22 protein-coding genes are annotated in these 20,338 nt (G+C 64.5%); 7 read left to right on the forward strand and 15 right to left on the reverse strand.

All coding sequences use genetic code 11. The annotated features are described in order from the left end of the window. Window positions 1–26: 26 nt before the first annotated feature. Together KBY73_RS14570 and KBY73_RS14575 are read right to left on the reverse strand one after the other, a co-directional pair. On the reverse strand, window positions 27–233 hold the full coding sequence (locus tag KBY73_RS14570) for a hypothetical protein (protein ID WP_254937782.1): 207 nt from the start codon (window positions 231–233) through the stop codon (window positions 27–29). Window positions 234–510: 277 nt separating this feature from the next. Continuing rightward, entirely contained in the window at window positions 511–804 is a 294-nt protein-coding gene (locus KBY73_RS14575; RefSeq protein WP_254937783.1) for a hypothetical protein, read from the reverse strand. Between the two features lie 408 nt (window positions 805–1,212). Between KBY73_RS14575 and KBY73_RS14580 the strand changes: the two genes are divergently transcribed. The 3 genes from KBY73_RS14580 (at window position 1,213) to KBY73_RS14590 (ending at window position 5,307) form a co-directional block, all read left to right on the forward strand. Next, window positions 1,213–3,363 carry a peptidase domain-containing ABC transporter gene (locus KBY73_RS14580; RefSeq protein ID WP_254937784.1) on the forward strand — a complete coding sequence of 717 codons (2,151 nt, stop codon included), beginning with the start codon at window positions 1,213–1,215 and terminating at the stop codon, window positions 3,361–3,363. Further along, window positions 3,360–4,526: an HlyD family secretion protein gene (locus KBY73_RS14585; protein WP_254937785.1), complete on the forward strand. Its 1,167-nt coding sequence runs from the start codon at window positions 3,360–3,362 to the stop codon at window positions 4,524–4,526. The genes KBY73_RS14580 and KBY73_RS14585 overlap by 4 nt, the downstream gene beginning before the upstream one ends. Before the next feature lie 124 nt (window positions 4,527–4,650). Then, a complete protein-coding gene (locus KBY73_RS14590) occupies window positions 4,651–5,307 on the forward strand; it encodes a LuxR C-terminal-related transcriptional regulator (RefSeq protein WP_254937786.1) in 657 nt (218 codons plus the stop codon). Between the two features lie 382 nt (window positions 5,308–5,689). Here the strand turns inward: KBY73_RS14590 and KBY73_RS14595 are convergent, their stop codons facing one another. Continuing rightward, window positions 5,690–6,115 carry an NfeD family protein gene (locus KBY73_RS14595; RefSeq protein ID WP_254937787.1) on the reverse strand — a complete coding sequence of 142 codons (426 nt, stop codon included), beginning with the start codon at window positions 6,113–6,115 and terminating at the stop codon, window positions 5,690–5,692. Window positions 6,116–6,190: 75 nt separating this feature from the next. Here KBY73_RS14595 and KBY73_RS14600 point away from each other — a divergent pair, with 75 nt between their 5' ends. Next, window positions 6,191–7,072 carry an SPFH domain-containing protein gene (locus KBY73_RS14600; protein ID WP_254937788.1) on the forward strand — a complete coding sequence of 294 codons (882 nt, stop codon included), beginning with the start codon at window positions 6,191–6,193 and terminating at the stop codon, window positions 7,070–7,072. Here the strand turns inward: KBY73_RS14600 and KBY73_RS14605 are convergent. From KBY73_RS14605 to era, 6 genes are read right to left on the reverse strand one after another with little or no spacing between them, the layout of a single operon-like run. After that, entirely contained in the window at window positions 7,063–7,446 is a 384-nt protein-coding gene (locus KBY73_RS14605) for a heavy metal-binding domain-containing protein (RefSeq protein WP_254937789.1), read from the reverse strand. The two genes, KBY73_RS14600 and KBY73_RS14605, sit on opposite strands and share 10 nt — an antisense overlap. Window positions 7,447–7,487: 41 nt before the next feature. After that, a complete protein-coding gene (gene trmD, locus KBY73_RS14610; protein WP_254937790.1) occupies window positions 7,488–8,189 on the reverse strand; it encodes a tRNA (guanosine(37)-N1)-methyltransferase TrmD in 702 nt (233 codons plus the stop codon). A 4-nt stretch (window positions 8,190–8,193) separates the two neighbouring features. Further along, complete coding sequence (locus KBY73_RS14615) at window positions 8,194–8,721, reverse strand: phycobiliprotein lyase (protein ID WP_254937791.1); 528 nt, start codon at window positions 8,719–8,721, stop codon at window positions 8,194–8,196. Between the two features lie 13 nt (window positions 8,722–8,734). Further along, window positions 8,735–9,175: a type II toxin-antitoxin system VapC family toxin gene (locus tag KBY73_RS14620; protein ID WP_254937792.1), complete on the reverse strand. Its 441-nt coding sequence runs from the start codon at window positions 9,173–9,175 to the stop codon at window positions 8,735–8,737. Beyond that, entirely contained in the window at window positions 9,175–9,402 is a 228-nt protein-coding gene (locus KBY73_RS14625; RefSeq protein WP_254937793.1) for a type II toxin-antitoxin system Phd/YefM family antitoxin, read from the reverse strand. Before KBY73_RS14625 ends, KBY73_RS14620 begins: the two co-directional genes overlap by 1 nt. Window positions 9,403–9,438: 36 nt before the next feature. Continuing rightward, window positions 9,439–10,368 carry a GTPase Era gene (gene era, locus KBY73_RS14630; protein ID WP_254937794.1) on the reverse strand — a complete coding sequence of 310 codons (930 nt, stop codon included), beginning with the start codon at window positions 10,366–10,368 and terminating at the stop codon, window positions 9,439–9,441. Window positions 10,369–10,456: 88 nt separating this feature from the next. Here era and KBY73_RS14635 point away from each other — a divergent pair, with 88 nt between their 5' ends. Both KBY73_RS14635 and KBY73_RS14640 read left to right on the forward strand, forming a co-directional pair. After that, entirely contained in the window at window positions 10,457–10,978 is a 522-nt protein-coding gene (locus KBY73_RS14635; RefSeq protein WP_254937818.1) for a hypothetical protein, read from the forward strand. 43 nt (window positions 10,979–11,021) lie between these two features. Next, window positions 11,022–12,563 carry an alpha/beta fold hydrolase gene (locus KBY73_RS14640; protein WP_254937795.1) on the forward strand — a complete coding sequence of 514 codons (1,542 nt, stop codon included), beginning with the start codon at window positions 11,022–11,024 and terminating at the stop codon, window positions 12,561–12,563. 42 nt (window positions 12,564–12,605) lie between these two features. Here the strand turns inward: KBY73_RS14640 and KBY73_RS14645 are convergent, their stop codons facing one another. The 6 genes from KBY73_RS14645 to KBY73_RS14670 all read right to left on the reverse strand — a co-directional run bounded on the left by KBY73_RS14645 (window position 12,606) and on the right by KBY73_RS14670 (window position 19,022). Continuing rightward, window positions 12,606–13,343: a Bax inhibitor-1 family protein gene (locus KBY73_RS14645; protein ID WP_254937796.1), complete on the reverse strand. Its 738-nt coding sequence runs from the start codon at window positions 13,341–13,343 to the stop codon at window positions 12,606–12,608. 124 nt (window positions 13,344–13,467) lie between these two features. After that, on the reverse strand, window positions 13,468–13,974 hold the full coding sequence (locus KBY73_RS14650; RefSeq protein ID WP_254937797.1) for an aromatic acid exporter family protein: 507 nt from the start codon (window positions 13,972–13,974) through the stop codon (window positions 13,468–13,470). Next, the gene (locus KBY73_RS14655; protein WP_254937798.1) at window positions 13,971–15,002 is read right to left on the reverse strand and encodes a PhoH family protein; all 1,032 of its coding nucleotides are present in this window, start codon (window positions 15,000–15,002) and stop codon (window positions 13,971–13,973) included. The genes KBY73_RS14650 and KBY73_RS14655 overlap by 4 nt, the downstream gene beginning before the upstream one ends. A gap of 11 nt (window positions 15,003–15,013) precedes the next feature. Beyond that, window positions 15,014–15,460, reverse strand: a complete 447-nt coding sequence (rpsP, locus tag KBY73_RS14660; protein ID WP_254937799.1) for a 30S ribosomal protein S16 — start codon at window positions 15,458–15,460, stop codon at window positions 15,014–15,016. A 49-nt stretch (window positions 15,461–15,509) separates the two neighbouring features. Next, complete coding sequence (gene ffh / locus KBY73_RS14665; protein WP_254937800.1) at window positions 15,510–16,988, reverse strand: signal recognition particle protein; 1,479 nt, start codon at window positions 16,986–16,988, stop codon at window positions 15,510–15,512. Window positions 16,989–17,063: 75 nt separating this feature from the next. Continuing rightward, window positions 17,064–19,022: an IMS domain-containing protein gene (locus KBY73_RS14670; RefSeq protein ID WP_254937801.1), complete on the reverse strand. Its 1,959-nt coding sequence runs from the start codon at window positions 19,020–19,022 to the stop codon at window positions 17,064–17,066. A gap of 149 nt (window positions 19,023–19,171) precedes the next feature. On the opposite strand from KBY73_RS14670, the gene pdhA reads away from it, so the two are divergent. Further along, on the forward strand, window positions 19,172–20,299 hold the full coding sequence (gene pdhA / locus KBY73_RS14675) for a pyruvate dehydrogenase (acetyl-transferring) E1 component subunit alpha (protein ID WP_254937802.1): 1,128 nt from the start codon (window positions 19,172–19,174) through the stop codon (window positions 20,297–20,299). Window positions 20,300–20,338: the final 39 nt, after the last annotated feature.

Below are 20,338 nucleotides of genomic sequence, written 5' to 3' on the forward strand. Positions count from 1 at the left end.
TGGCTGTGAGCAAGGCTTTGCCTTGATTAATGGTCAAAACCACCATGGTCGAAAGAGTCAAGTCCAATTTTAAGCCCTCCTTCTGCTCCATTCTTCCTGCAGTTGACAAGACCTTTCTGCGAGCCTTCTGCCCCAAGGACTCTGCAGTTGTCTTCTAAAACGTTCGCAGGAACAGCGCCACCAATGATCAGCGCGGCGTCATTATCTTTAATAACTTGCAGATCGACGATCATTGAGGTTGCTTGAAGTTCAAGCTTAATTATTAGTATTCGGCAGAGTGCTCAGGCGTTCAGCGTTGATAAACGTTGTATTAATTTTTCCCCTGGGAGCCAGGTGATCGCAAGAATAATTTGTTGGGATCTTTTCGGGTTGGTGGGCACAACCTAAATGTTCTACCTCCCGCCGCCACCAAGTAGTTCACCACAGGTATTTTTGGGGTCTGCACCAATGAATGCTGGCTAGACAGCCCCTGCTGTGGGCTTAGGGGCTGTCTTCTCGGTCAGATATCTACTATCCCGGACCGACGGAGTTTCCAGCCGATGCGCCAGCAATAGCAGGATTGGGTGCAGCATTTACATGCTTCTCGTCCCATATTTCAGAGCCTGGCAGGCTTGAAAAGCCGCCAACATTGAGATCAATAACGGTTGAAGTTCTGCCTTTGACAAGGATTTGTGGGGAGTTTAAACCGCTAAACTGCAAGTTGATTCCCGACACATTTTGTGAAGCAGTCACTACAGTAACTCCACCTCCGCTTAGATGCTCTTCCTCTGAAGGAGAAAGCGCTTCAAAAATTTCGTTCGCCATTGCTGGCACCTCTAAGGGTTGAGTGGGAGCGATTCGATCGCCCTTACATTCCTTATCATAGCTGGCACCGCGATATCGGTAACCAGTTGCAGGCAGCCTCCCTCACTTCGCGCCCGCGCAAGTACTCCAGCAAGGACATCAACCGGCCGCAACACCCGAAGGGGAGGGTGTCAGTGGTGCCGGCATAAACGTTCTGAGACTGAACATCTAGTTCATGCTTCGCCCTCGCTACCAGGCCAGCCACCTGGGTCTCGAGCCGGCCGAGTCGTGACTCTGTAGAGGTGCCTGCGAGTGCTTGTGCTGGTTGGAGGTGGAGGTTTCTGCCCAACCTCGCCATCATGTCCCCAACATCCGAGGGGCTCTGCCCGAATTGATGCCACCCAGGCTCACCCCCGCTCCGCTCCTGTCGTGACGCGCTACGCCTGCGTCCAGCAGCACGCCGAGGAGGATTGCGGCGCCGCCTGCGTTGCCACCGTGGCGCGCCAGTACGGCCACCGGCTCAGCATGCCGAGGGTGCGCGAACAGGTGGGCACCGGTAGCGGCGGCACCACCTTGCTGGGTCTGCGCCGTGGTGCTGAGGCCTGCGGTTTCCATGCCCGCCCTGTGCGGGCCAGTGCTGAATTGCTGGATCAGCTCGAGGCCATTCCCCTGCCCGCGATCTGCCATTGGCGTGGCAACCACTGGGTGGTGCTCCATGGCCGCGTCGGCAAGCGCTATGTGATCGCCGATCCCGCAGTGGGGCTCCAGCGCCTCAGCCGCCAAGAACTCGAGGCCGGCTGGGGCAACCGGGTGATGCTGTTGCTGGAGCCCAACCACGCCCGGCTGCAGCAGCACCAGCAGGACGCCCCCCAGCGGGCCTGGTGGCAGCTGCTGCAGCAGGTGGGCCCCCATCGGGGCTTGGTGCTGCAGGCCCTGCTGATCAACGGGGCGGTGGGCCTGCTCGCCTTGGCGATGCCGCTCTTGATGCAGCTGCTCACCGACGACGTGCTGGTGCGCCGCGACAGCCAGCTACTGGCCAGTCTGGGGCTGGCGATGCTGCTGCTGTTTGGTTTTCGCAACCTTCTCAGCCTGATCCAGGGCCATCTAGTGGGTCATTTCGCCCAGCGCCTTCAGCTGGGCATGGAACTGAATTACGGCGATCGGCTGTTCCAGCTGCCGATGACCTACTTCGACAGCCACCGCAGCGGCGAGGTGGTGAGTCGCGTTGCTGATGTGGCCCACGTGAATCAGCTGATTGGCACGCTCGTGTTGGGGTTGCCCAGTCAGCTGTTCATCGCCCTGATTTCCCTGGTCGTGATGGTGAGCTATAGCGCGCGCCTCAGCCTCGCGGCCCTGCTCTCCTTTCTGGTCGTGATCGGCGTCAACCTGGCCTTCCTGCCGGCGTTGCAGCAGCACACCCGCCGCTTGATCGTGGAGTCGGCGGATAACCAGGGCTTCCTGGTGGAGTCGTTCCGGGCGGCCCAGGTGCTGAAAACCAGCGAGGCCAGCCCCCAGGTGTGGCAGGAGGTGCAGGGCAACTTCGGCCGCCTGGCCCGTCTGCGCTGGCTCACCCAGCAGCTGCAGTTGTTCGGCAGTACCAGCACCAGCTTCCTTGGCAATGCCACCAACCTGGCGGTGCTCTGGTACGGCAGCAGTTTCGTGATCGCCGGCGAGCTCAGCATCGGCCAGCTGCTGGCCTTCAACGGCATGGCCCTAAATGTGTTGGCCTTTCTGGCGGGCCTGGTGGCCTTCGCCAGTGATGGGGTGTCCGCCCAGGTTGTGATCCAACGCCTGTCGGACGTGCTCGAGGGCACGGTGGAGGATCCCGCCGGTGCCACCAAGCCCTGGGTGGCCCTGCCCGGCGATGGCGATCTGGTGTGCCGGGATCTGAGCTTCCACCACGCCGGCCGGGTGGAGCTGCTGGATCACTTCAGCCTCACCATCCCCGGCGGGCGTTGCACGGCCCTGATCGGCGAATCGGGTTGCGGTAAAAGCACCCTGGTGAAGTTGCTGGCGGGCCTCTACCCCGCCCAGGCCGGCACCATCCACTACGGCCCCTACGGCCAGAAGGACCTGGCGCTTGATTGCCTGCGGCGTCAGGTGTGCCTGGTGCCCCAGGAAGCCCAGTTCTTCAACCGCTCGATCCTGGACAACTTCCGCCTGGTGTATCCCCAGGTGGGTTTCGATCAGGTGGTGCAGGCCTGCCAGCAGGCCCTCGCCGATGACTTCATCCGCGAGCTGCCCGATGGCTATCAGACGGTGCTGGGCGAATTCGGCGCCAACCTTTCCGGCGGCCAGCGCCAGCGCCTTGCCATCGCCCGGGCCCTGGTGGGCCAGCCGGCGGTGCTGATTCTCGATGAAGCCACCGCGGCCCTAGATCCGGTGCTGGAGCGCCGCCTGATGGATCGCCTGCTAGCGCAGCGCCAGGGGCTCACCACCGTGATGGTGAGCCACCGCCCTGGGGTGATCCTGCGCTGCGATTGGGTGGTGTATCTCGAGCAGGGTCAGGTGCGTTTTGAGGGGCCGCCCGAGGCCATGGCCAGCTCCGAAACCCTCGCCCCCTACGTGTTGCCGGCATGACCCACCCAACCGACAGTCCTTTGGTTCGCGCCACGCCGGTGCCGCCCCTGGCCCAGCGCCAGGAGGCCCTGGAGCTCCAGGAAGCCACCCTCAACGATTTCCTGCCGCCGGTGCGGCCGTGGGTGCAGGCCAGCGGCTGGGTTCTGGTGGGCGGCCTGGTGGCGGCGGTAGCGGTCATGGCGGTGTGGCCCTATCGCGTGGTGGTGCGGGGCAGCGGCCTGGTGCGGCCAGCGGGGGAAACCAGCGTGGTCAACGCCCCTCTCGCCGGTGTGGTGCGCAGCCTGGCGGTGCGCCAGAACCAGAGCGTGCGCCGGGGCCAGCTCCTGGCCGTGCTCGATCCCAGCAACCTCCAGGGCCGCCAGCAGGCCCTGGGCGAGGGTGGCCAGGGCCTTGCTGAGCAGCGCCAGGCTTTGGTGCTGCAGGGCGAAGCGGCGGTGGCGACGGCCGAGCAGGAGGTGGCTAAGGCCCAGGCGGCGTTGCGGCTGGCTGCCACCGAAGCCAGTCGCTACCAGCAGTTGGTGGCTAGTGGTGCCGGATCGGTGCAACAGATGGAGGAGAAGCAGGCGGCCTACAGCGTCTCCCAGGCGAATTTGGCCCAGGCTCGCCGGGCGGTGGCGCAGCAGCGCTCGCGCAATGGGGTGGAGCAGGCCCAGCTGAACCGCCAGCTCAGCTCCAATCAGGCCGATCTCCGCCAGGTGGGTCGCGACCTGGCGGGCACCGAGGTGCGCGCCCCGGTGGATGGGGTGGTGCTGAGCCTGGCGCTGCGCAACCCCCGCCAGGTGGTGGCCCAGGGCCAGGAGCTGGCGCGCATCGCCCCCAGCGGCGGCGGCCTGGTGGGGCGGGTGCTGGTGCCTGGCCAGGAGATCAGCAGCCTGCGCCCCGGCCAGCGGGCCGACCTGAAGGTGGCCGGCTGTCCTTACCCCGATTACGGCACGCTGCCTGCACGGGTGCAGGCCGTGGCCCCCGATGCCACAGGCGCCGCCGGGTCAAATGGTGCCAGGGCTTTTGAGGTGACGCTGCAGTTCGATCGCTCCGAGCTGCAGGCCGGCGGACGCAGCTGCGGCCTCCAGCAGGGCATGGAGCTGGAGGCGGCCATCACCACCCAGCAGGAGACCGTGCTGGCGTTTGTGTTGCGCAAGGCGCGCCTTTGGGTGGGGCGTTAAGGCGGTTCTTGGCGGGGTCTATCAGGATGGAACGTGCCAGGATCAGTACCTGCGGTTGGACATCACGCCCTGTTTGCAGGAACTGCAGGCGAATCGCGGCATGTTGACCAGCTGGCTCGCCAGCATGCCGCCGTCCGCCGGAGTGGTGCTGGCCATGGGCAATCCCATGGCCTTGCTGGGTCTGGGGTTGCTCCTGGGTGGCCCCCGGTTCCCCGTTGCGGCGGCAACGGGTGAGGCGGAGGCGTTGAGGCTGTTGGGCTCGAGCAAGGCCGACCTGCTGATCTGTGCCAACGACCTCGATCAGGGCCAAATCTCTTCATTGATCGAGGCAGCACGCAGGCGGGTGGAGGGATTGCGGGTGGTGCTGATCCTGACCGTGTTGCCGGTCCATCTCAGCGACATGGATTGGCAGTGGGTGGATGTGGTGGTTTGCCGCGATGATCTTGTTGCGGATAAGGCTCCCCTGCAGCAGGCGGCCATGGCTTTGGCGAAGGGCCAGCGCTTCATCAGTTCGAGCACACGACGCATCCTGGCCGCCGAGCCTGGCTTGGGAGAAGCGGTGAGGCCGATCAATCTCACCCCCCGTGAGAACGAGGTGTTGAGGGGGATCCTGCAGGGGCAGAGTGATCGCCAGATTGCGGAGGCCCTGGCTGTGACCTTGGCCACGGTTCGCGATCATGGCCAGAACATCCGGCGCAAGTTTGGCGTTGGCAGTCGCAATGAGCTGCTGGGCATGGCTTTGCGCCGCTCCATGGGTCGCCGCAGCTGGCTGCGCTTTTGAGCACCCCCTACAAAGTTGGGGCATCTGGCGATCGCGGAGATCGGATCGGCCGTTGCGCGTTTATGAATGAATCAGGTGTGCAGCCGTTGAAGTGCCCATAACGGACACTGATCCATGGCAACCCACTTTCGTTCCTAACTCTGTAACGGCAATGTCACTTTTTGAGCCTCTGCATTCGGAAGCCTGTCAAGCCATTGTTGGTGGCGACGGCCATAAGCTTTTAACTGATAAGCCTAGTGATTTTTACCTTATAAGCACTACTAACTATGGCCAATACAATACATCTGGTCCTGTGACTCCGCTGTCAAATCCCTCCAAGGTTTATGGCGTTCTTGGCACTAATTACGGGCTTTGGGTGAAGAAGCCTGCTTAATTGCTTATCTCAGTCTTCCGGTGACCCCAGCACCTGCAGCTGATTGCCCTCGCGGCCCAGCACGGTCACGGCCGCACCTGGGCTGAGGGCTTGGCTGCTGCCCAGGTTGACGGCGCTCCAGCTCTGGCCGTGCCAGCGCACCCGACCCGTATCGCTGCCGTTGAAGCCACTGAGCACCGTGGCGGTTTCCGCAGGCGGCAGGCTGCGGTGCCGCTGCCGTGCCGACCAGCGCCGCAGACCCAGCACCCCCAGGCCGGTGAGGCCCGCCAGTAGGCCTAGCTGCAGCAGGGGCGGCAGGGGAAACCATGCCGTCACCACTGACAACACCAGGGCCACCACCGCTGCCGGCAACAGCCCATCCACCTCGGCCCCCGCCAGGGCAAGCAGCAGCAGGCCGGTGGCCAGCAGCAGCCAGAGGAGCGACACGGGAGCCATGGCGGCGCGGCGGGTGGGGGTGGTTCAGCTCACCCATGCTGACTAGCGTTGGTATGTCATGCTCGGATTCCTGCCGTGGAAGCTCTGCTCTCCCTGCCCGCCTTGGTGCTGATGGCCCTGCTCGGCGTCAGCAGCGTCAAGGTCACCAGCGGCGGCCAGTCGCGCCTGGTTGAGCGCCTTGGCAAGTACGACCGCCAGCTGCAGCCGGGCCTCTCCTTGGTGCTGCCGGTGCTGGAGAAGGTGGTGAGCCACGAATCGCTCAAGGAGCGGGTGCTCGATATTCCGCCCCAGCAGTGCATCACCCGCGACAACGTCGGCATCGAGGTGGATGCGGTTGTGTATTGGCAGCTGCTGGAGCACGCCCGCGCCTACTACGCCGTCGACAATCTGCAGGCGGCCATGGTGAACCTGGTGCTCACCCAGATCCGGGCCGAGATGGGCAAGCTCGACCTCGACCAAACCTTCACCACCCGCCAGGAGGTGAATGAGGTGCTGATGAAGGAGCTGGATCAGGCCACCGATCCCTGGGGCGTGAAGGTGACTCGGGTGGAATTGCGCGATATCCAGCCATCCCGTGGCGTGCAGCAGGCGATGGAGCAGCAGATGACAGCTGAGCGGGAGAAGCGGGCGGCGATCCTGCGTTCGGAAGGCGAGCGCGACTCCCAGGTAAATGCGGCCCGGGGCCGGGCGGAGGCCCTGCTGCTGGATGCCGAAGCCCAGGCCAAGCAGCAGACCCTGCTGGCCCAGGCCAGGGCCGATGCGGCCAGTCGGCTGGCCGAGGCGATGCAGGCCAACCCCCAGGCCGCCGAGGCGATGCGTTTGCTGCTGGCCGGCGACTGGATGGCGATGGGCGAGCAGATGGCTCAGGCTCCTGGAGGCAGTGTGCTGATGGTGGATCCCCAGAGCCCGGCAGCCCTACTTACGGCTTTGCGGGGTCTGCAGCAGGGTCAGGGTTGAGGCGGTAGCGGCGGCGGTGGAAGGCCCCTATCCCCAGGAGCCCAATCCCCAGCAGCCTCGAGCCGTACGGCAGTGCCGATTGCGCAAGCCATCAACATCCCACCCGCCTGTCCCAGCACCTCGTAGTCCACCCGCACCCCCACAACGGCATCGGCGCCCAGCAATCGAGCGCGCCTACCTAGTTCCTGCAGTGCCATCTCCCGGGCCCGCTCCAGCGTGGCTTCATAGGACCTAGCCCGGCCGCCGATTAGGTCCCGGATGGAGGCCAGAATGTCGCGAAAAATATTGGCGCCCAAAATTGTTTCGCCGTGCACCAGGCCCAGGTAGTGCCGGATCGGCTGGCCTTCAAGGCTGGAGGTGGTGCTGAGCAGCATCGCTGTTAAGGCAACCGGGGGCTGAGCCCAGTTTGCTGTTTCTACTGCTGGAGTTGCTGCTGCGCCTGCCAGAGCCCGAATAAATCCGGCCGGCGTTCGGCGGTGCGCTGCTGCTGCTGCTCAAAGCGCCAGCGTGCGATGGCGCCATGGTCACCGCTGCGCAGCACTGCCGGCACCTCCAGCTCCCGGAAGTTGGCGGGACGCGTGTAGTGGGGATGCTCGAGCAGCAGGGCGCTGTGACTTTCGTCGTCGAGGCATGCCTGGGTTCCCACGGTGCCTGGCAGCAGCCGCACCACGCCGTTGATGATTACCGCCGCCGGTAGCTCGCCGCCGGTGAGCACAAAGTCGCCGATCGATACCTCCTCATCAGCTAGGGAGCGGATGCGTTCATCGAATCCTTCGTAGTGGCCGCAGATCAGCACCAGCTGGTCGTAGCCGCTGGCCCAGCGGCGCAGATCGGCCTGCTTGAGCGGCTTGCCCTGGGGGCTCATCAGCAGCACCCGCCGCCGCGGCAGCACCGGGATCGCCTCCACCGCCGCAAACACCGGCTCTGGTTTAAGCACCATGCCGGCGCCGCCGCCGTAGGGCTCGTCGTCGACCTTGCGGTATTTGTCGGTGGCGAAATCGCGGGGGTTGTGGGTGTGGAGCGCGGCGATGCCGGCAGCAAAGGCCCGGCCGATCACCCCCAGGCCCAGCAGTGGCGCAAAGGCCTCCGGTGCCAGGCTCACCACATCGAGGCGCATGGGTTCAGCTCGCGGGCACGGTGGGCCGGCTCACCCGGCGGATCTCGGAGCTGAAGCTGGCCCGGCCGGGGCTGCCAGCAGCGCTGGTTTCCACCGTGGAGCGCAACCGCAGATTGGGCTTGGTGAACCAGATCCGCTCGCGCACCTCCCGGCCATCGCCTGTGATCACCAGCTCCAGGCTGCCGTCGGGCCAGAGCTGCCAGCGGCCCTGCTGCTCGCCGCTGCTGAAGCCACCGTTTGCGTCGAAGTGCAGCTGCTGCTTGGCCACGCCATCTTTCGGGCCCACTTGTAGGCCGCCGGCCCCATCAGCGGCCTCTGCCTCCAGGAAGGCCACCACCAGTTCGCCGCGCTCGCTGCTGTGCCAGGCCTCGCCGTCCTCGCCTAGGTCTTCGGCGCTGTCGCTATCAGCAGCGTCGACCGCGCCCAGGGCGAACTGGCTGCGCAAGCTCATCCATTCACCGGCGCAGAGGCGCAGAAAGGCGCCAATTTGCTCGGGCGGAAAAGGGGCGGTGTCGGGGCTGGGCTCGCTCATGGGCGTGATTCTCTCAGCCGCCTGACCCGCCGTCGCCCATCCAGATCACCTGGTGGCCGTAACCGCGGAGGGTTCGATCCGCTGTGAGCAGGGTGAGGCCGTTATGGATGGCCTGGGCCACCAGCAGCCGATCGAAGGGGTCGCGATGGATCCAGGGCAGATGCTGCACCGCCAGAGAGTGTTCTGGCTCGATTCCCAGTTCCTGGAGACCCTGCTGCTTCAGGCCGTCACGTAGATGAGCTGCGTCGACGACGAATCCAGGCTTGCCGAGGGAGGTTTTGATCGCCACTTCCCAGAGGCTCACCACGCTGTACAGCATGGGAAAGCGGCGGTCCCTGAGGTTGCCACGCAAGGTTGCCTCTAGGCGCTCCGGGGCGATGGCCAGCCAGAGCAGCAGCTGGGTGTCGAGCAGTTGCGGCCTGAGCTTGGGTTGCGTTGAGCTGGCTGCCCCCATCAGCTGAACATCGCCTCGATGTCCTGCTGGAAGTCGGCTTTGAGGTCGCAGTCCAGAACCGCAGCCCCCTGAAGAAAGCCGAGCTCGCGTCGGCGAGGAGCCTCATCTACCGGCACCAGCCGCACCAGGGCTTTGCCGGCTCGCGCAATCACCACCTCCTCCCCATCGAGCGCTTGCTCCACATACCGGGAGAGATTGGTTTTGGCGTCGTGGAGGTTGACTTTCATTGTCTCAGCTTAGCCGCTATGCCGGCTAAGCAGGATTTACTCCCCCCGATAGCCCAGTTCGCTCAACCGCGCGGCACTGCGTCGCCAGTTGGGCACCACCTTCACGAACAGCTCCAGATACACCGGCCCGTCGATCAATTTCTGCATCTGCTGGCGGGCGCCGCTGCCGATCTCCTTAAGCATGCGGCCCCCTTTGCCGATCAGGATTCCCTTCTGGCTGCTGCGTTCCACCAGCACCGTCGCCAGCACGGCAGTGCGCGGCCCGTCGTCGACGATGCGCTCGATCTGCACCGCCACCGAGTGGGGAATCTCCTCGCGGGTGTGGTGCAACACCTGCTCGCGGATCAATTCAGCCAGCAGCAACTGCTCGGGCTGATCGCTGACCGCATCCGGTGGGTATAGGTGGGGACCCTCCGGTAGGTCGGCGGCCAGAGCTGCCACCAACTCGCTGGTACCCGCGCCGTTCAAGGCGCTCACCGGATGCAGGGGCCAGCCCGGCACCAGCTCGCCGTAGCTCTGGGCTAGTTCCTCGGCCCGCTCCGGATCCACCAGGTCGTTTTTGTTGAGGGCTACGTGCACCGGCGCGCGGCAGTGCTGCAGCAGCTCCACGATGAAGCCATCGCCCCGGCCAGCCGGCTCGCTGCCATCCACCAGCAGCAGCACCACATCCACTTCACCGATGGCGCCCCGGGCGCTCTGCACCAGTCGCTCCCCCAGCAGGTGGTGGGGCTTGTGGATACCTGGCGTATCTAGCAGCACCAGCTGGGCTGTTTCGGTGGTGAGGATCGCCCGCAGCCGGTTGCGGGTGGTTTGGGCTACCGGCGAGGTGATCGCCACCTTTTCGCCCACCAGCTGGTTGAGCAGGGTGGATTTGCCCACGTTTGGCCGGCCGATCAGCGCCACGAAGCCGGAGCGGAAGCCTGCTGGGCTGGTGGGCAGGGCCGGGATGGTCGTGGAAAACTCCATAGCACCAGCCTGGCAGCTGGCAGGGCCAACCTTGCTGCCTGGGCGGAGTTCATAGGCTGGAACTCTGGTTGTGACCTATTTCACCGCAATGACCGCTGCTGCCGAACCAACTTTTCAGCAGGCCATGGAGATCACAGCCCAGTGGCTGGCGTTGTGGGAGCAGGGTGAACTCAGTGATGAAGTGCTCGCCGACCGGGTGGCTGAGCTGGTAGCAAGCCGCGATGGTGCCCGGGGCTTTTTTGTCGTCAGCCTGGCGGGCGACTGCCCGCTGATGGACCGCCTGCCCGAAACCCTGCTGCTGCAGCTGCGGCTGGCAGGCGAGGGCGTCGTCGATCTTTCGGCCCGCAACCTGGCCATGAGTACGGCGATGGCCCTGCACCATCAACGTGCCGGCGATTCCAGCCAGCAGGGGGCTTCGGAGCGGGTGCAAGCCCGCTGCACCGAACTGCTCAGGAGCCTTGAGCCCCAGGCCGTTAAGGAGCGGCTGGAAATCCTGCTGGCGGCTACTGCCGGGCAGGGAGAAGACGTCGCCTTCCTGGATCGCTGGGGCTACGACGCCGAGCAGCGGAGCTCGATCGCCGCCGCAATCGAAGCGGTGGCTGAGGCTTGAAACGGGCGAAGATGGTTTCATTGCCCCGCCGTCGCTTCAGCCCATGAATCGCCCATTGCCATCCCGGGCGTTACGCGTTCTGGCCACGGGAATCGGTGCCGCCGCCCTGCTGGCTCCAGCGCCGGCCAGGGCAATTGAAACCATCAATTTGCGGCTGCCCCTGCTCGAGACAAATTTCAGCATCAGGGTCGCTGAATTGCGCAGTCCGGAGGCCTTGATTGCCGGCGACAGCGATCTAGCCGAGCTCGACCGTGCCACCCGAGGCGAGATCGGCCGCAGGCTCAAGGCTGTGTTGAGCTCCAACCTGCCCCTTGAAGCCAAGGCGGTTATTCGCCAGGCCCAGGGATCGCCGCTGCTGGATCAGGTGCTGCTGTTGGTGGGGGCCCTAGGCGACATCGATGGCCTGCCTGATCCCATCGATCCGGCTCAGTTTGAGCAAGCGATGGAGCGCTCTGCCGCTAAGGGGGGCATCAGCTTGCTGGATGTGATCGAGCAGCTACCAGGCCAGAGCGTCACGGTGGAGCTGGGCCGGTTGGGATTTTCAATTCAGCGCTTTCGTGACCAACGCCGCTCGGCTGAGAAGCTGATTGCCTCCATGCCGGCGGTGGGCAGTGCTGGACCGCTGCAGGAGGTGGGGCCCCTGGCTGTTGCCCGGCAGGAACAAAGCATCGCCGTTGGCCATCGCTCGGAGCCGTTGGCTCTGGTGGTGCTCGAGCCAATGGGATCTGGCGCGGCGCCCAATCGACTGGTGGTGATTTCCCACGGGCTGTGGGATGACCCCAGCAACTTCGAGGGCTGGGCAGCCCACCTGGCTAGCCATGGCTACACCGTGGTGCTGCCCCGCCACCCAGGCAGCGATCAAAGCCAGCAGCGGGCCATGCTGGCCGGCAAGCAGCCCCCTCCCAGTCCGTCTGAGCTGGCCCTGAGGCCAAAAGACGTGTCGGCCGTGATCGATGCCGCCGCCCAGGGCCGGCTGGCTTTGCGCCGACCGGTGAACACCCAGGCGGTGCTGGTGGCAGGCCATTCCTGGGGGGCGACCACGGCGCTGCAGCTGGCTGGGGCCCGGCCCATCACCACCAAACTTCAACAGCTTTGCGATGAGGTGCGCGACCCCTCCCGCAATCTCAGCTGGATATTGCAGTGCAACTTCGTTGGTTCGGCGGATAGTGCCGCTCTGGTCGACCCCCGGGTGGCTGCTGCTATTGCGGTGAGTCCGCCGATGCGCTTGCTATTTGATGTCGATTCCGCCGGCAGCATGAAGGCGAAGGTGCTGGTGATCAGCGGTAGCCGCGACTGGGTGGTGCCGCCCGGGCCCGAGGCGATCGAGCCCATGGCCAGGGCCACCCGGGGCGGAGCCAGTGGCCATCGCCTGGTGCTGGCTGAGAACGCCGATCACTTCAATTTGCGTTCGCCTAGGGGCGAGGCCGGGGGGCCCTTGCGGGCCCTGCTGCTGGCTTGGTTTAACTCCGCTGCTCGCTCAAGCCAAGGCAACCCGCCTGAATTGCCCCTTGCTGGTTGGGGCAGTGCAACCCATCCGCTGCGGGAAGTGACATCGGCATTGCCCAAGCCTCCGGCTCAGCCATAAAAAAGCGCCCCTTTTGGGGCGCTGAAGTTACTGAATTGAAGCTCAGTCGCGGCGACCGCCGCCCTGGAGGGCAATGATCAAGCGCAGGATGAATATAAATAGGTTGATGTAGGTGAGATACATCCCCAAGGCGCCGGCCAAGTATTGGTCGTCGCTGTAGGTGCGGGGCATTGTGTAGAAGTCGACAAAGGCTGCTCCTACGAACAACACAGTGCCGAAACCTGCAATCAGCAGTTCGAAGGTGCCGCCGCTGAAGACGCCTGGGGCAAAAATGCCTCCGATGATCTGCACGACCATGGCGATCAGCAGGCCGAGGATGCCCAGACCCACCACGCCGCTCAGCGCTTGGCCGATGTTGTCGCTCATGCGGCGACCCACCACTGAGGCCACCACAAAAGTGATGCCCGTAGCCAGGGTGGCTGTGCCGATGGCGCCGACACCAGCGGCGCTTACGGCGTAGGCAACGATGCCGCTGAGGGTGAAGCCGGTGATCAGGCTGTAGGCCGTCAGCAGCGGCAGGGCGGTGTTGTTGTTGCCCTTCAGGGCCACATTCTGGGCCACGAAGAACAGGATGAAGTTGCCGATCAGGGCCACCCAGAACAGGGGCATGAACAGGGTTGGGCTGCTGGCCATCAGGGCCAGTCCTCCCATTACCCCACCGGCGGTGAGCACCATGCCGCCGCCCACATAGGGCAGGGCCTTGTTGACCACATTGGGGCCAACTAGGGCACTCGATTGAGCCTCACGAATGGCCTGTTGAAAATTGCTGCTGGCCGGCATGGCGCACCAGTGGTTTCGAAGTTTCTATATCCTGCCAGCGATCTGCAGGCAACGGGAGACCCTGATGGCTGCCGTTGGTGCGGATCTCCCTATCGGGATTGGGCTCAGGTTTGGCGCGTGGGCTTCAGGAATTGCCACCAGCCTGGTTGTTTGAGCTAGGCCAGAGCCCCGCCGCTAGCACCGCAACGCCGGTGCCGATGCATGATTCAGCCAAGCGCAGCAGGGCATTGAGCCCCGGACTTAGCTTCGGATCCAGGCTGCCGGTGACCATCACAACGATCACGGTGATAGCTGCCAAGCGGCCATGGCTGGGCACATTGATCGCCGCGCAGAGAGCAACTGTGGCAAAGATTGCCACGGCCATGCCCACAGGGTGAAAGGGCAGCAGCGTCAGGTAAATCGCACTGGTGCCGGCGCCTATGGCTGAACCCAAAATTCGCAGCGAGGCTGAGGAGGTTGTCTCCCTGCGGGTGGCCTGGGTTACCACGATCGCGGAGATCGCCGACCAAAGCCCGCCGATCTTGGGTAGGTAGCCCGGGAACAGATTCGTGAACCAGTAGCCGAGCAAGTAAGCCACCAAAGCCGCTATGGCGATCTCGGCGGGGATGCGCAGACGCTCTGCTTTGTTCATGGTTCAGGCTCACTGCACTGGCTATCGAATCGCCTTTTAACGGCAGGCGCCAGTTTGGTGGCATCGCGATCCGCATAGGCCTCCACCAACCGCTGCACTAGCGGGTGGCGCACCACGTCAGCCGCGGTGAGCTCGCAGATCGCGACCCCCTCCACCCCCTGCAGCACCTGGGCAGCTTCCTGCAGGCCGCTCATTACCCCATAGGGCAAGTCCACCTGGGTGGGATCGCCAGTTACCACCATGCGGGAGTGTTCCCCCAGCCGGGTAAGCACCATCCGCATCTGGGTGGTGGTGGTGTTTTGGGCTTCGTCGAGGATCACAAAGGCGTCGGCCAGGGTGCGGCCACGCATGTAAGCCAGAGGCGCCACTTCAATCACCCCTTTTTCCAGCAGGGCACCGGTGCGCTCGGCGCCGAGCAGGGCGTGCAGCGCGTCGTAGAGGGGGCGCAGGTAGGGATCAACTTTCTGCTGCAGATCGCCCGGTAAAAAACCGAGCCGTTCGCCCGCCTCCACCGCCGGGCGAGTGAGCACCAACCGCTCCACTTTGCGCTCGGTGAGCATGCGCACCGCCTGAACGGCGGCCAAAAATGTTTTGCCCGTGCCCGCCGGGCCGAGGGCAATGGTGAGGTCGTGGCGCTCCATGGCTTCCACGTAGGTCTGCTGGCGCAGGGTGCGCGGGCGCAGCAACTTGCCACTTTGGCTGCGGGCCAGCACCTGGCGGCCCAGTTGCTGATGCTCCGCGCTCCTGCCGGTGTCGAGGGCTTGCAGTGCTACCCGCGCATCCACCTGGGTGATGGCTTGGCCTTCCTGCCACAGGGGGCGAAGCAATTCCACCAACGCCGCCGCCCGCTCCATTTGGCTGGGAGGGGCCTGAATAACCAAATCCAGCCCCCGCAGCACCAGCGAAGCTCCGGTGAGGGCTTCGAGATGGCGCAGGGTGGATGATTCGGCGTCACCTGCCAGGGCTAGAGCCGCGGCAGGATTGGGCAGGGGAATGGCAAAGCTTGTAGGCCCCTTTGGCTCTGCCATGGGGCGAAAGCTCAAGCTTCGTCGGTAGCGGCGGCTTCCGTAGTTACTTCTTCGGCACTGGCGGCTTCCGCTGCAGCAGCTTCAGCAGCGGCCTTGGCTTCGGCGGCAGCAGCAGCTTCGGCAGCCTTGGCTTCAGCAGCCTCCTTGACAGCCTGCTTGGCGGCAGCTTCGCGGGCATCAGCCTGCTTTTGCTTGCCAACGACCTCGGCAGGGCGCACGGTCTTCTCGATTAGACCGCCCTTCTCCAGCAAGGAGCGCACCGTATAGGTGGGTTGGGCCCCCTGGCCGAGGCGAGTGCGGATCGCCTCGGTGTCGAGACGGGTCTCTTTGGTACGGGGGTTGTAAAAGCCCAGCTCCTCAAGCGGACGTCCGTCGCGGCGAGAGGTGCTGTTAGTGGCCACGAGGCGGAAACTCGCTTCCCGCTTCTTTCCAAACCGCTTCAGGCGGAGCTTGATCATCGTGGCCTTGCGCTAGGTGTCCAAACAAGCAATGTACCCCGTCGGGTGCTCATAGCTGCCCGAATCCCTTGCGTTTCTTGGCGGGCTTGGCAACTCTTTGCCCCGCCCCACCGCCACTGCCACCACCACCGCCCATGGGGCCAGGCATCCCAGGCATCCCAGGCATTCCAGGCATGCCCGGCATACCCCCCATCCCTGGCATGCCGGGCATGCCGGGCATGCCGCCGCCGCGGGTCATCTGTTGCATGAAGCCGCGCATCTTCTGGAAATCGGCCAGCACCTTGTCCACCTCGGCCGAGCTGTGGCCGCAGCCAGAGGCGATGCGGCGCCTTCTTGAGGGTTGGGAGGCCAGCAGCTCCGGTTGCTGGCGCTCGATCTCTGTCATGGAGCCAATCATCGCCTCGATCTTCTTGAGCTGCACCTCGCCTTGCTTGAGCATGCCGTCGTCAATTTTGTTCATGCCCGGGATCAGCTTCATCAGCCCGCCCAGGGAGCCCATGCGCCGGATCATGCGCATCTGCTGCAGAAAGTCGGAGAAGTCGAAACTGGCTTCCTGGAGTTTTTGCTGCATGCGGGCCACGTCGGCCAGCTCCACCTCCTTGGTGGCCTTCTCCACCAAGGTGAGCACGTCGCCCATGCCGAGGATGCGGCTTGCCATCCGCTCGGGATGAAAGGGTTGGAGCGCCTCTACCTTCTCGCCGGTGCCGATGAACTTGATCGGCGCACCGCTCACCTTGCGGATTGAGAGGGCGGCACCGCCGCGGGAGTCGCCGTCGAGCTTGGTGAGCACGGCTCCGGTGATGCCCACCTGCTCGTGGAAGGCCCGGGTGAGATCGGCGGCCTCCTGGCCGATCATCGAATCCACCACCAGCAGCACCTCGTCGGGCTGCACGGCCTGACGGATCCGCACCATCTCCTCCATCATCGACGTGTCGATTTGGAGTCGGCCGGCGGTGTCTACCAGCACCGTGTCGAAGCCCTCCTCGCGGGCCTTGGCGATGCCGGCGGCGGCGATGTCCTCGGGCTTGGCATCGGTGCCAAGGCTGAATACCTCCACGCCGATTTGGGCGCCCAGGGTCTTCAGCTGCTCAATGGCGGCAGGTCGGTAGACGTCTGCTCCCACCAGCAGGGCCCTGCGCCCCTGCTCCTTGAGGTGCAGGCCGAGCTTGGCGGTGGCGGTGGTTTTGCCGGCGCCCTGCAGGCCGGCCATCAGCACCACCGAGGGTGCACCGGGCTTGCCACCTGCGGCCAGGGGGGCGTTCTCGCCGCCCATGGTTTCAACCAGCTGCTCGTGCACCAGCTGGATAAATTTCTGATCCGGGCTAACGCCCCGCACCACCTCGGCGCCCACGGCCTTGCGGCGCACCTCCTCGACGAAGTCCTGAACAACTGGCAGGCTCACATCCGCCTCCAGCAGGGCTCGACGCACCTGCTTGAGCGCGCTTTCTACGTTGGTTTCTGTGATCGAGGCCTGCCCTCTCAGGCTCTTAACCGCCTCTTCAAATCGCTGCGAAAGCTCGTCAAACATCGCGGTGCCACTCCGGGGCCAGGGGTTGGGGCCTGGGCCCCATATTCAAACGATCGTAAAAACAAGTCCGGCTGGTCAGGGAGCTTTCTGGAAGCTCACCAGGCGCCAGATACCCCCGTCGCGGCCGAACACATAGAGGTTGCGAAGCTCCATCTTGCTGGGCTCGCCTTGAGGATCTCCCTTGGCGTTGAGCCGCTGATCGGTGTAGCTCAGCCCCACCGTGGCGGCGATGCGGTTGGCGTCTCGCTCGTTGATCACCAGATTGGTGATGTCGGTGCTGATGGTCTGGGTTTCGCCACGGGCCTGGTCGGCGTCGCGCTCTGAGGCAAGTCGATCCAGCTGGCTTGGCCGGGCCAGCACCTCCAGGGGAATGCGACTGTCTTTGCCTGCCAGGATTGCGGCCTTGGCGTCGAGCCATGCTTCGAGCAGGGCCTGCACCTGGGCTTCGCTCGGCGCTTCCTCCCGCAGGGGCAGGCTGGGTTCGGCGGCAGGGGTGGCCTTGACGGGAGGGGGGGGCTTGATGGGAAGAGCTGGTGGGGCGACCGGTTGCACCGCGATGGGAGTGCGGCCCGGGCCGGGGGCGGGAGAGCGCAGCCTTACAAACGAGGCGATGGCCAGCAGGGCCACCCCGGCTGCCACTGCTACTCCGGTAGTTGTGCGGCGCGACGGCCACTGCCTCGACAATTGACACTGCCACGGCAACTGCCACTGGGGCATGCGCTCCATCCAGGAGGAAGGACCATGGCTATCCCAGGCGTCCCGCAGGCTATCGAGCCAGGCCGTCCCATCCCAGTCCCACTGCTCGTCTTCGTCTTCCTGTTCCAGGAAGCCGCCGCTGGGGTTGGCTGGGGCCGCGCTAACCGGGGCCAGGCCCATGTCCCAGGCGAAGTCGCTTTCGGCGGGCGCTGGCAAGCGCTCTGGGGGGCTGTCGTGCTGCTCGACATAGGCCTGTACGTCGCGGTCGGCGAAGTAGGCCTCCAAGTCCGGATCAGCCTCCAGATCGCGGTAGCCGGGCAAAACATCCCGCGCCAGCCAGTCGCGGCAGTAGGCGCAGAGTTGGGCTAGGGAGTCGCTGCTTTGCTGCTCGGCCCAGCGCTTCAGTTCGGGGGTTGCTCCCTGCTCAAAGGCGCTGCGGGCTTTGTCCACCTGACCAAGCAGCAGATGCAGGCAGGCCAGCAGCGGTTGTAGTCCGTCTTGACCACTGGCCTCCAGCCGTTCGCGGGCCGCGGCGATGCGCTCGGGCTTGCGTTGGGCAAAGCCGGAGGCCGTGAGGGCGGTGCTTGCCAAAAAGTCGGCAGCCGCAGAGGCTCCTGCCCAGCGACTGAACAAATCCACCTGTTCCTGGACTGTCAGGAAGGCACGGATCTGCTTGAAAAAGGCCTGAAATTCCTCTGGGCCCATGCTCGGGTCACCGAAACCCTCCAGTCCGCCCCGGCGGGCCACCAGCTCTTCAAGCAGGGTCAGACCCTCGGCCCTTTCCGCTTGGGCCGTGAGGTTGCGGCTGAGTAGGTCCAGCACTCGGTAGGGCCGCAAACCATCGAGCTCGTCGTTTAGTTGTTGGCGAATGGCTGGTAATTGGCCCATCCGCTGCAGTAGGTGCTGGCCCTGCTGCAAGGTCTGGGCGGCGGCCTCGTAGCGCCTTTGCTGGCGCAGGTCGACGGCGGCTGCCAGGCAGGCGAGGCCAGCTAACAGGGCCAGGTCGGACTCGCGGGTGCTGCCCAGCGCTGGCGTCTGAGGTGGCTGCAGGGCCCGGCAGGCGAGCTCGAAGCTTTCGAAGGCTTGACCCGCTTCGAGTAACAGCAGCAGGCCGCCCACCTCCTTGCTGGTGGGCACATCCAGGGCGGGCATCAGCGCTGGACCGCTACCGGCTAGCGCCGTCAGGTCGGATTCATAGGCCTGGCGCCGGCTGCTGTCGCTGAGCAGGTCGGCGCTGGTGCGCAGTAGTTCCTCACGGGCTAGCAGGGTTTCCTGGGTAAATCCCTGATCTGGCGCCCGGTCGATGCGTTGCTGCAGGGTGCGCAACAGGGACTGCAAGTCCGTGGTCGGGTTGACTCCGAGCAACCGGAAATGATCGATCGGCAGTTCCAATCCAGGCCTTTCACTGGTGGCTGACTGTAGGCAGGGTCAGCGGTTGTGGCACAAATTGTCAGCTGCTGCGGGAACAGACCTCGTACAGTTGGGAAATGACGCAGGCGGACATGGGCCACGACATTGCGGCGGCACCAGGATCAGCTTCCGGAGCACCGACCTGTTCAGCCGACGTCACCAGTTTGGTGGGGGCTCACGCTGAGCGCCTCGAGAACCTTTACCCATCCGTGCCTGCCACGGTCAATCGCGAGGAGGGCTTGATGCTCTACCGCGACATGACCCTGGGTCGGCGCTTTGAAGACAAGTGCGCGGAGATGTATTACCGCGGCAAAATGTTTGGCTTTGTGCACCTCTACAACGGCCAGGAGGCCGTGAGCACGGGCGTGATCAAGGCGATGAAGATGCAGCACGACTGGTTCTGCAGCACCTACCGCGACCACGTCCACGCTCTTAGCTGCGGTGTGCCGGCCCGCGAGGTGATGAGCGAGCTATTCGGCAAGGAGACCGGCTGCAGCAAGGGCCGCGGCGGCTCTATGCACCTTTTTTCGAAGGAGCATCACCTGCTCGGTGGCTACGCCTTCATCGGCGAAGGCATCCCCGTGGCCCTCGGCGCCGCCTTCACCAGCCGCTACAAGCGCGATGCCCTAGGCGATGCCAGTAGCGACTCTGTTACCGCCGCCTTCTTCGGCGATGGCACCTGCAACATCGGTCAATTCTATGAGTGCTTAAACATGGCGGCGCTTTGGAAGTTGCCGATTCTGTTTGTGGTGGAAAACAACAAGTGGGCCATCGGCATGGACCACAACCGCGCCACCAGCGATCCGGAGATTTGGCGTAAGGCGGCTGCCTTTGGCATGGCTGGTGAGGAGGTGGATGGCATGGACGTGCTGGCGGTGCGTGCCGCCGCCCAGCGCGCCGTTGAGAGGGCCCGGGCCGGAGAGGGTCCCACCCTGCTGGAGTGCCTCACCTACCGCTTCCGCGGCCATTCCCTGGCTGACCCCGACGAGCTGCGCGAAGAGGCTGAGAAGGAGTTTTGGGCCAAGCGAGATCCGATCAAATCCCTCGCCGCCCGCTTGATCGAGCAGGGCTTGGCTAGGGCCGAGGAGCTCAAGGCGATCGAGAAGGAGATCGATGCAGAAGTGGCTGATTGCGTCGAATTCGCCCTGGCGGCCCCCGAACCCAAGCCGGAAGAGCTCACTCGCTACATCTGGGCGGAAGACTGAGGTTAAGGAAGAACGGATTTTGCTCAGAGCCGGTGCAGG

Source organism: Cyanobium sp. Tous-M-B4, from assembly GCF_024345395.1.
Classification (GTDB): Bacteria; Cyanobacteriota; Cyanobacteriia; order PCC-6307; family Cyanobiaceae; genus Cyanobium_A.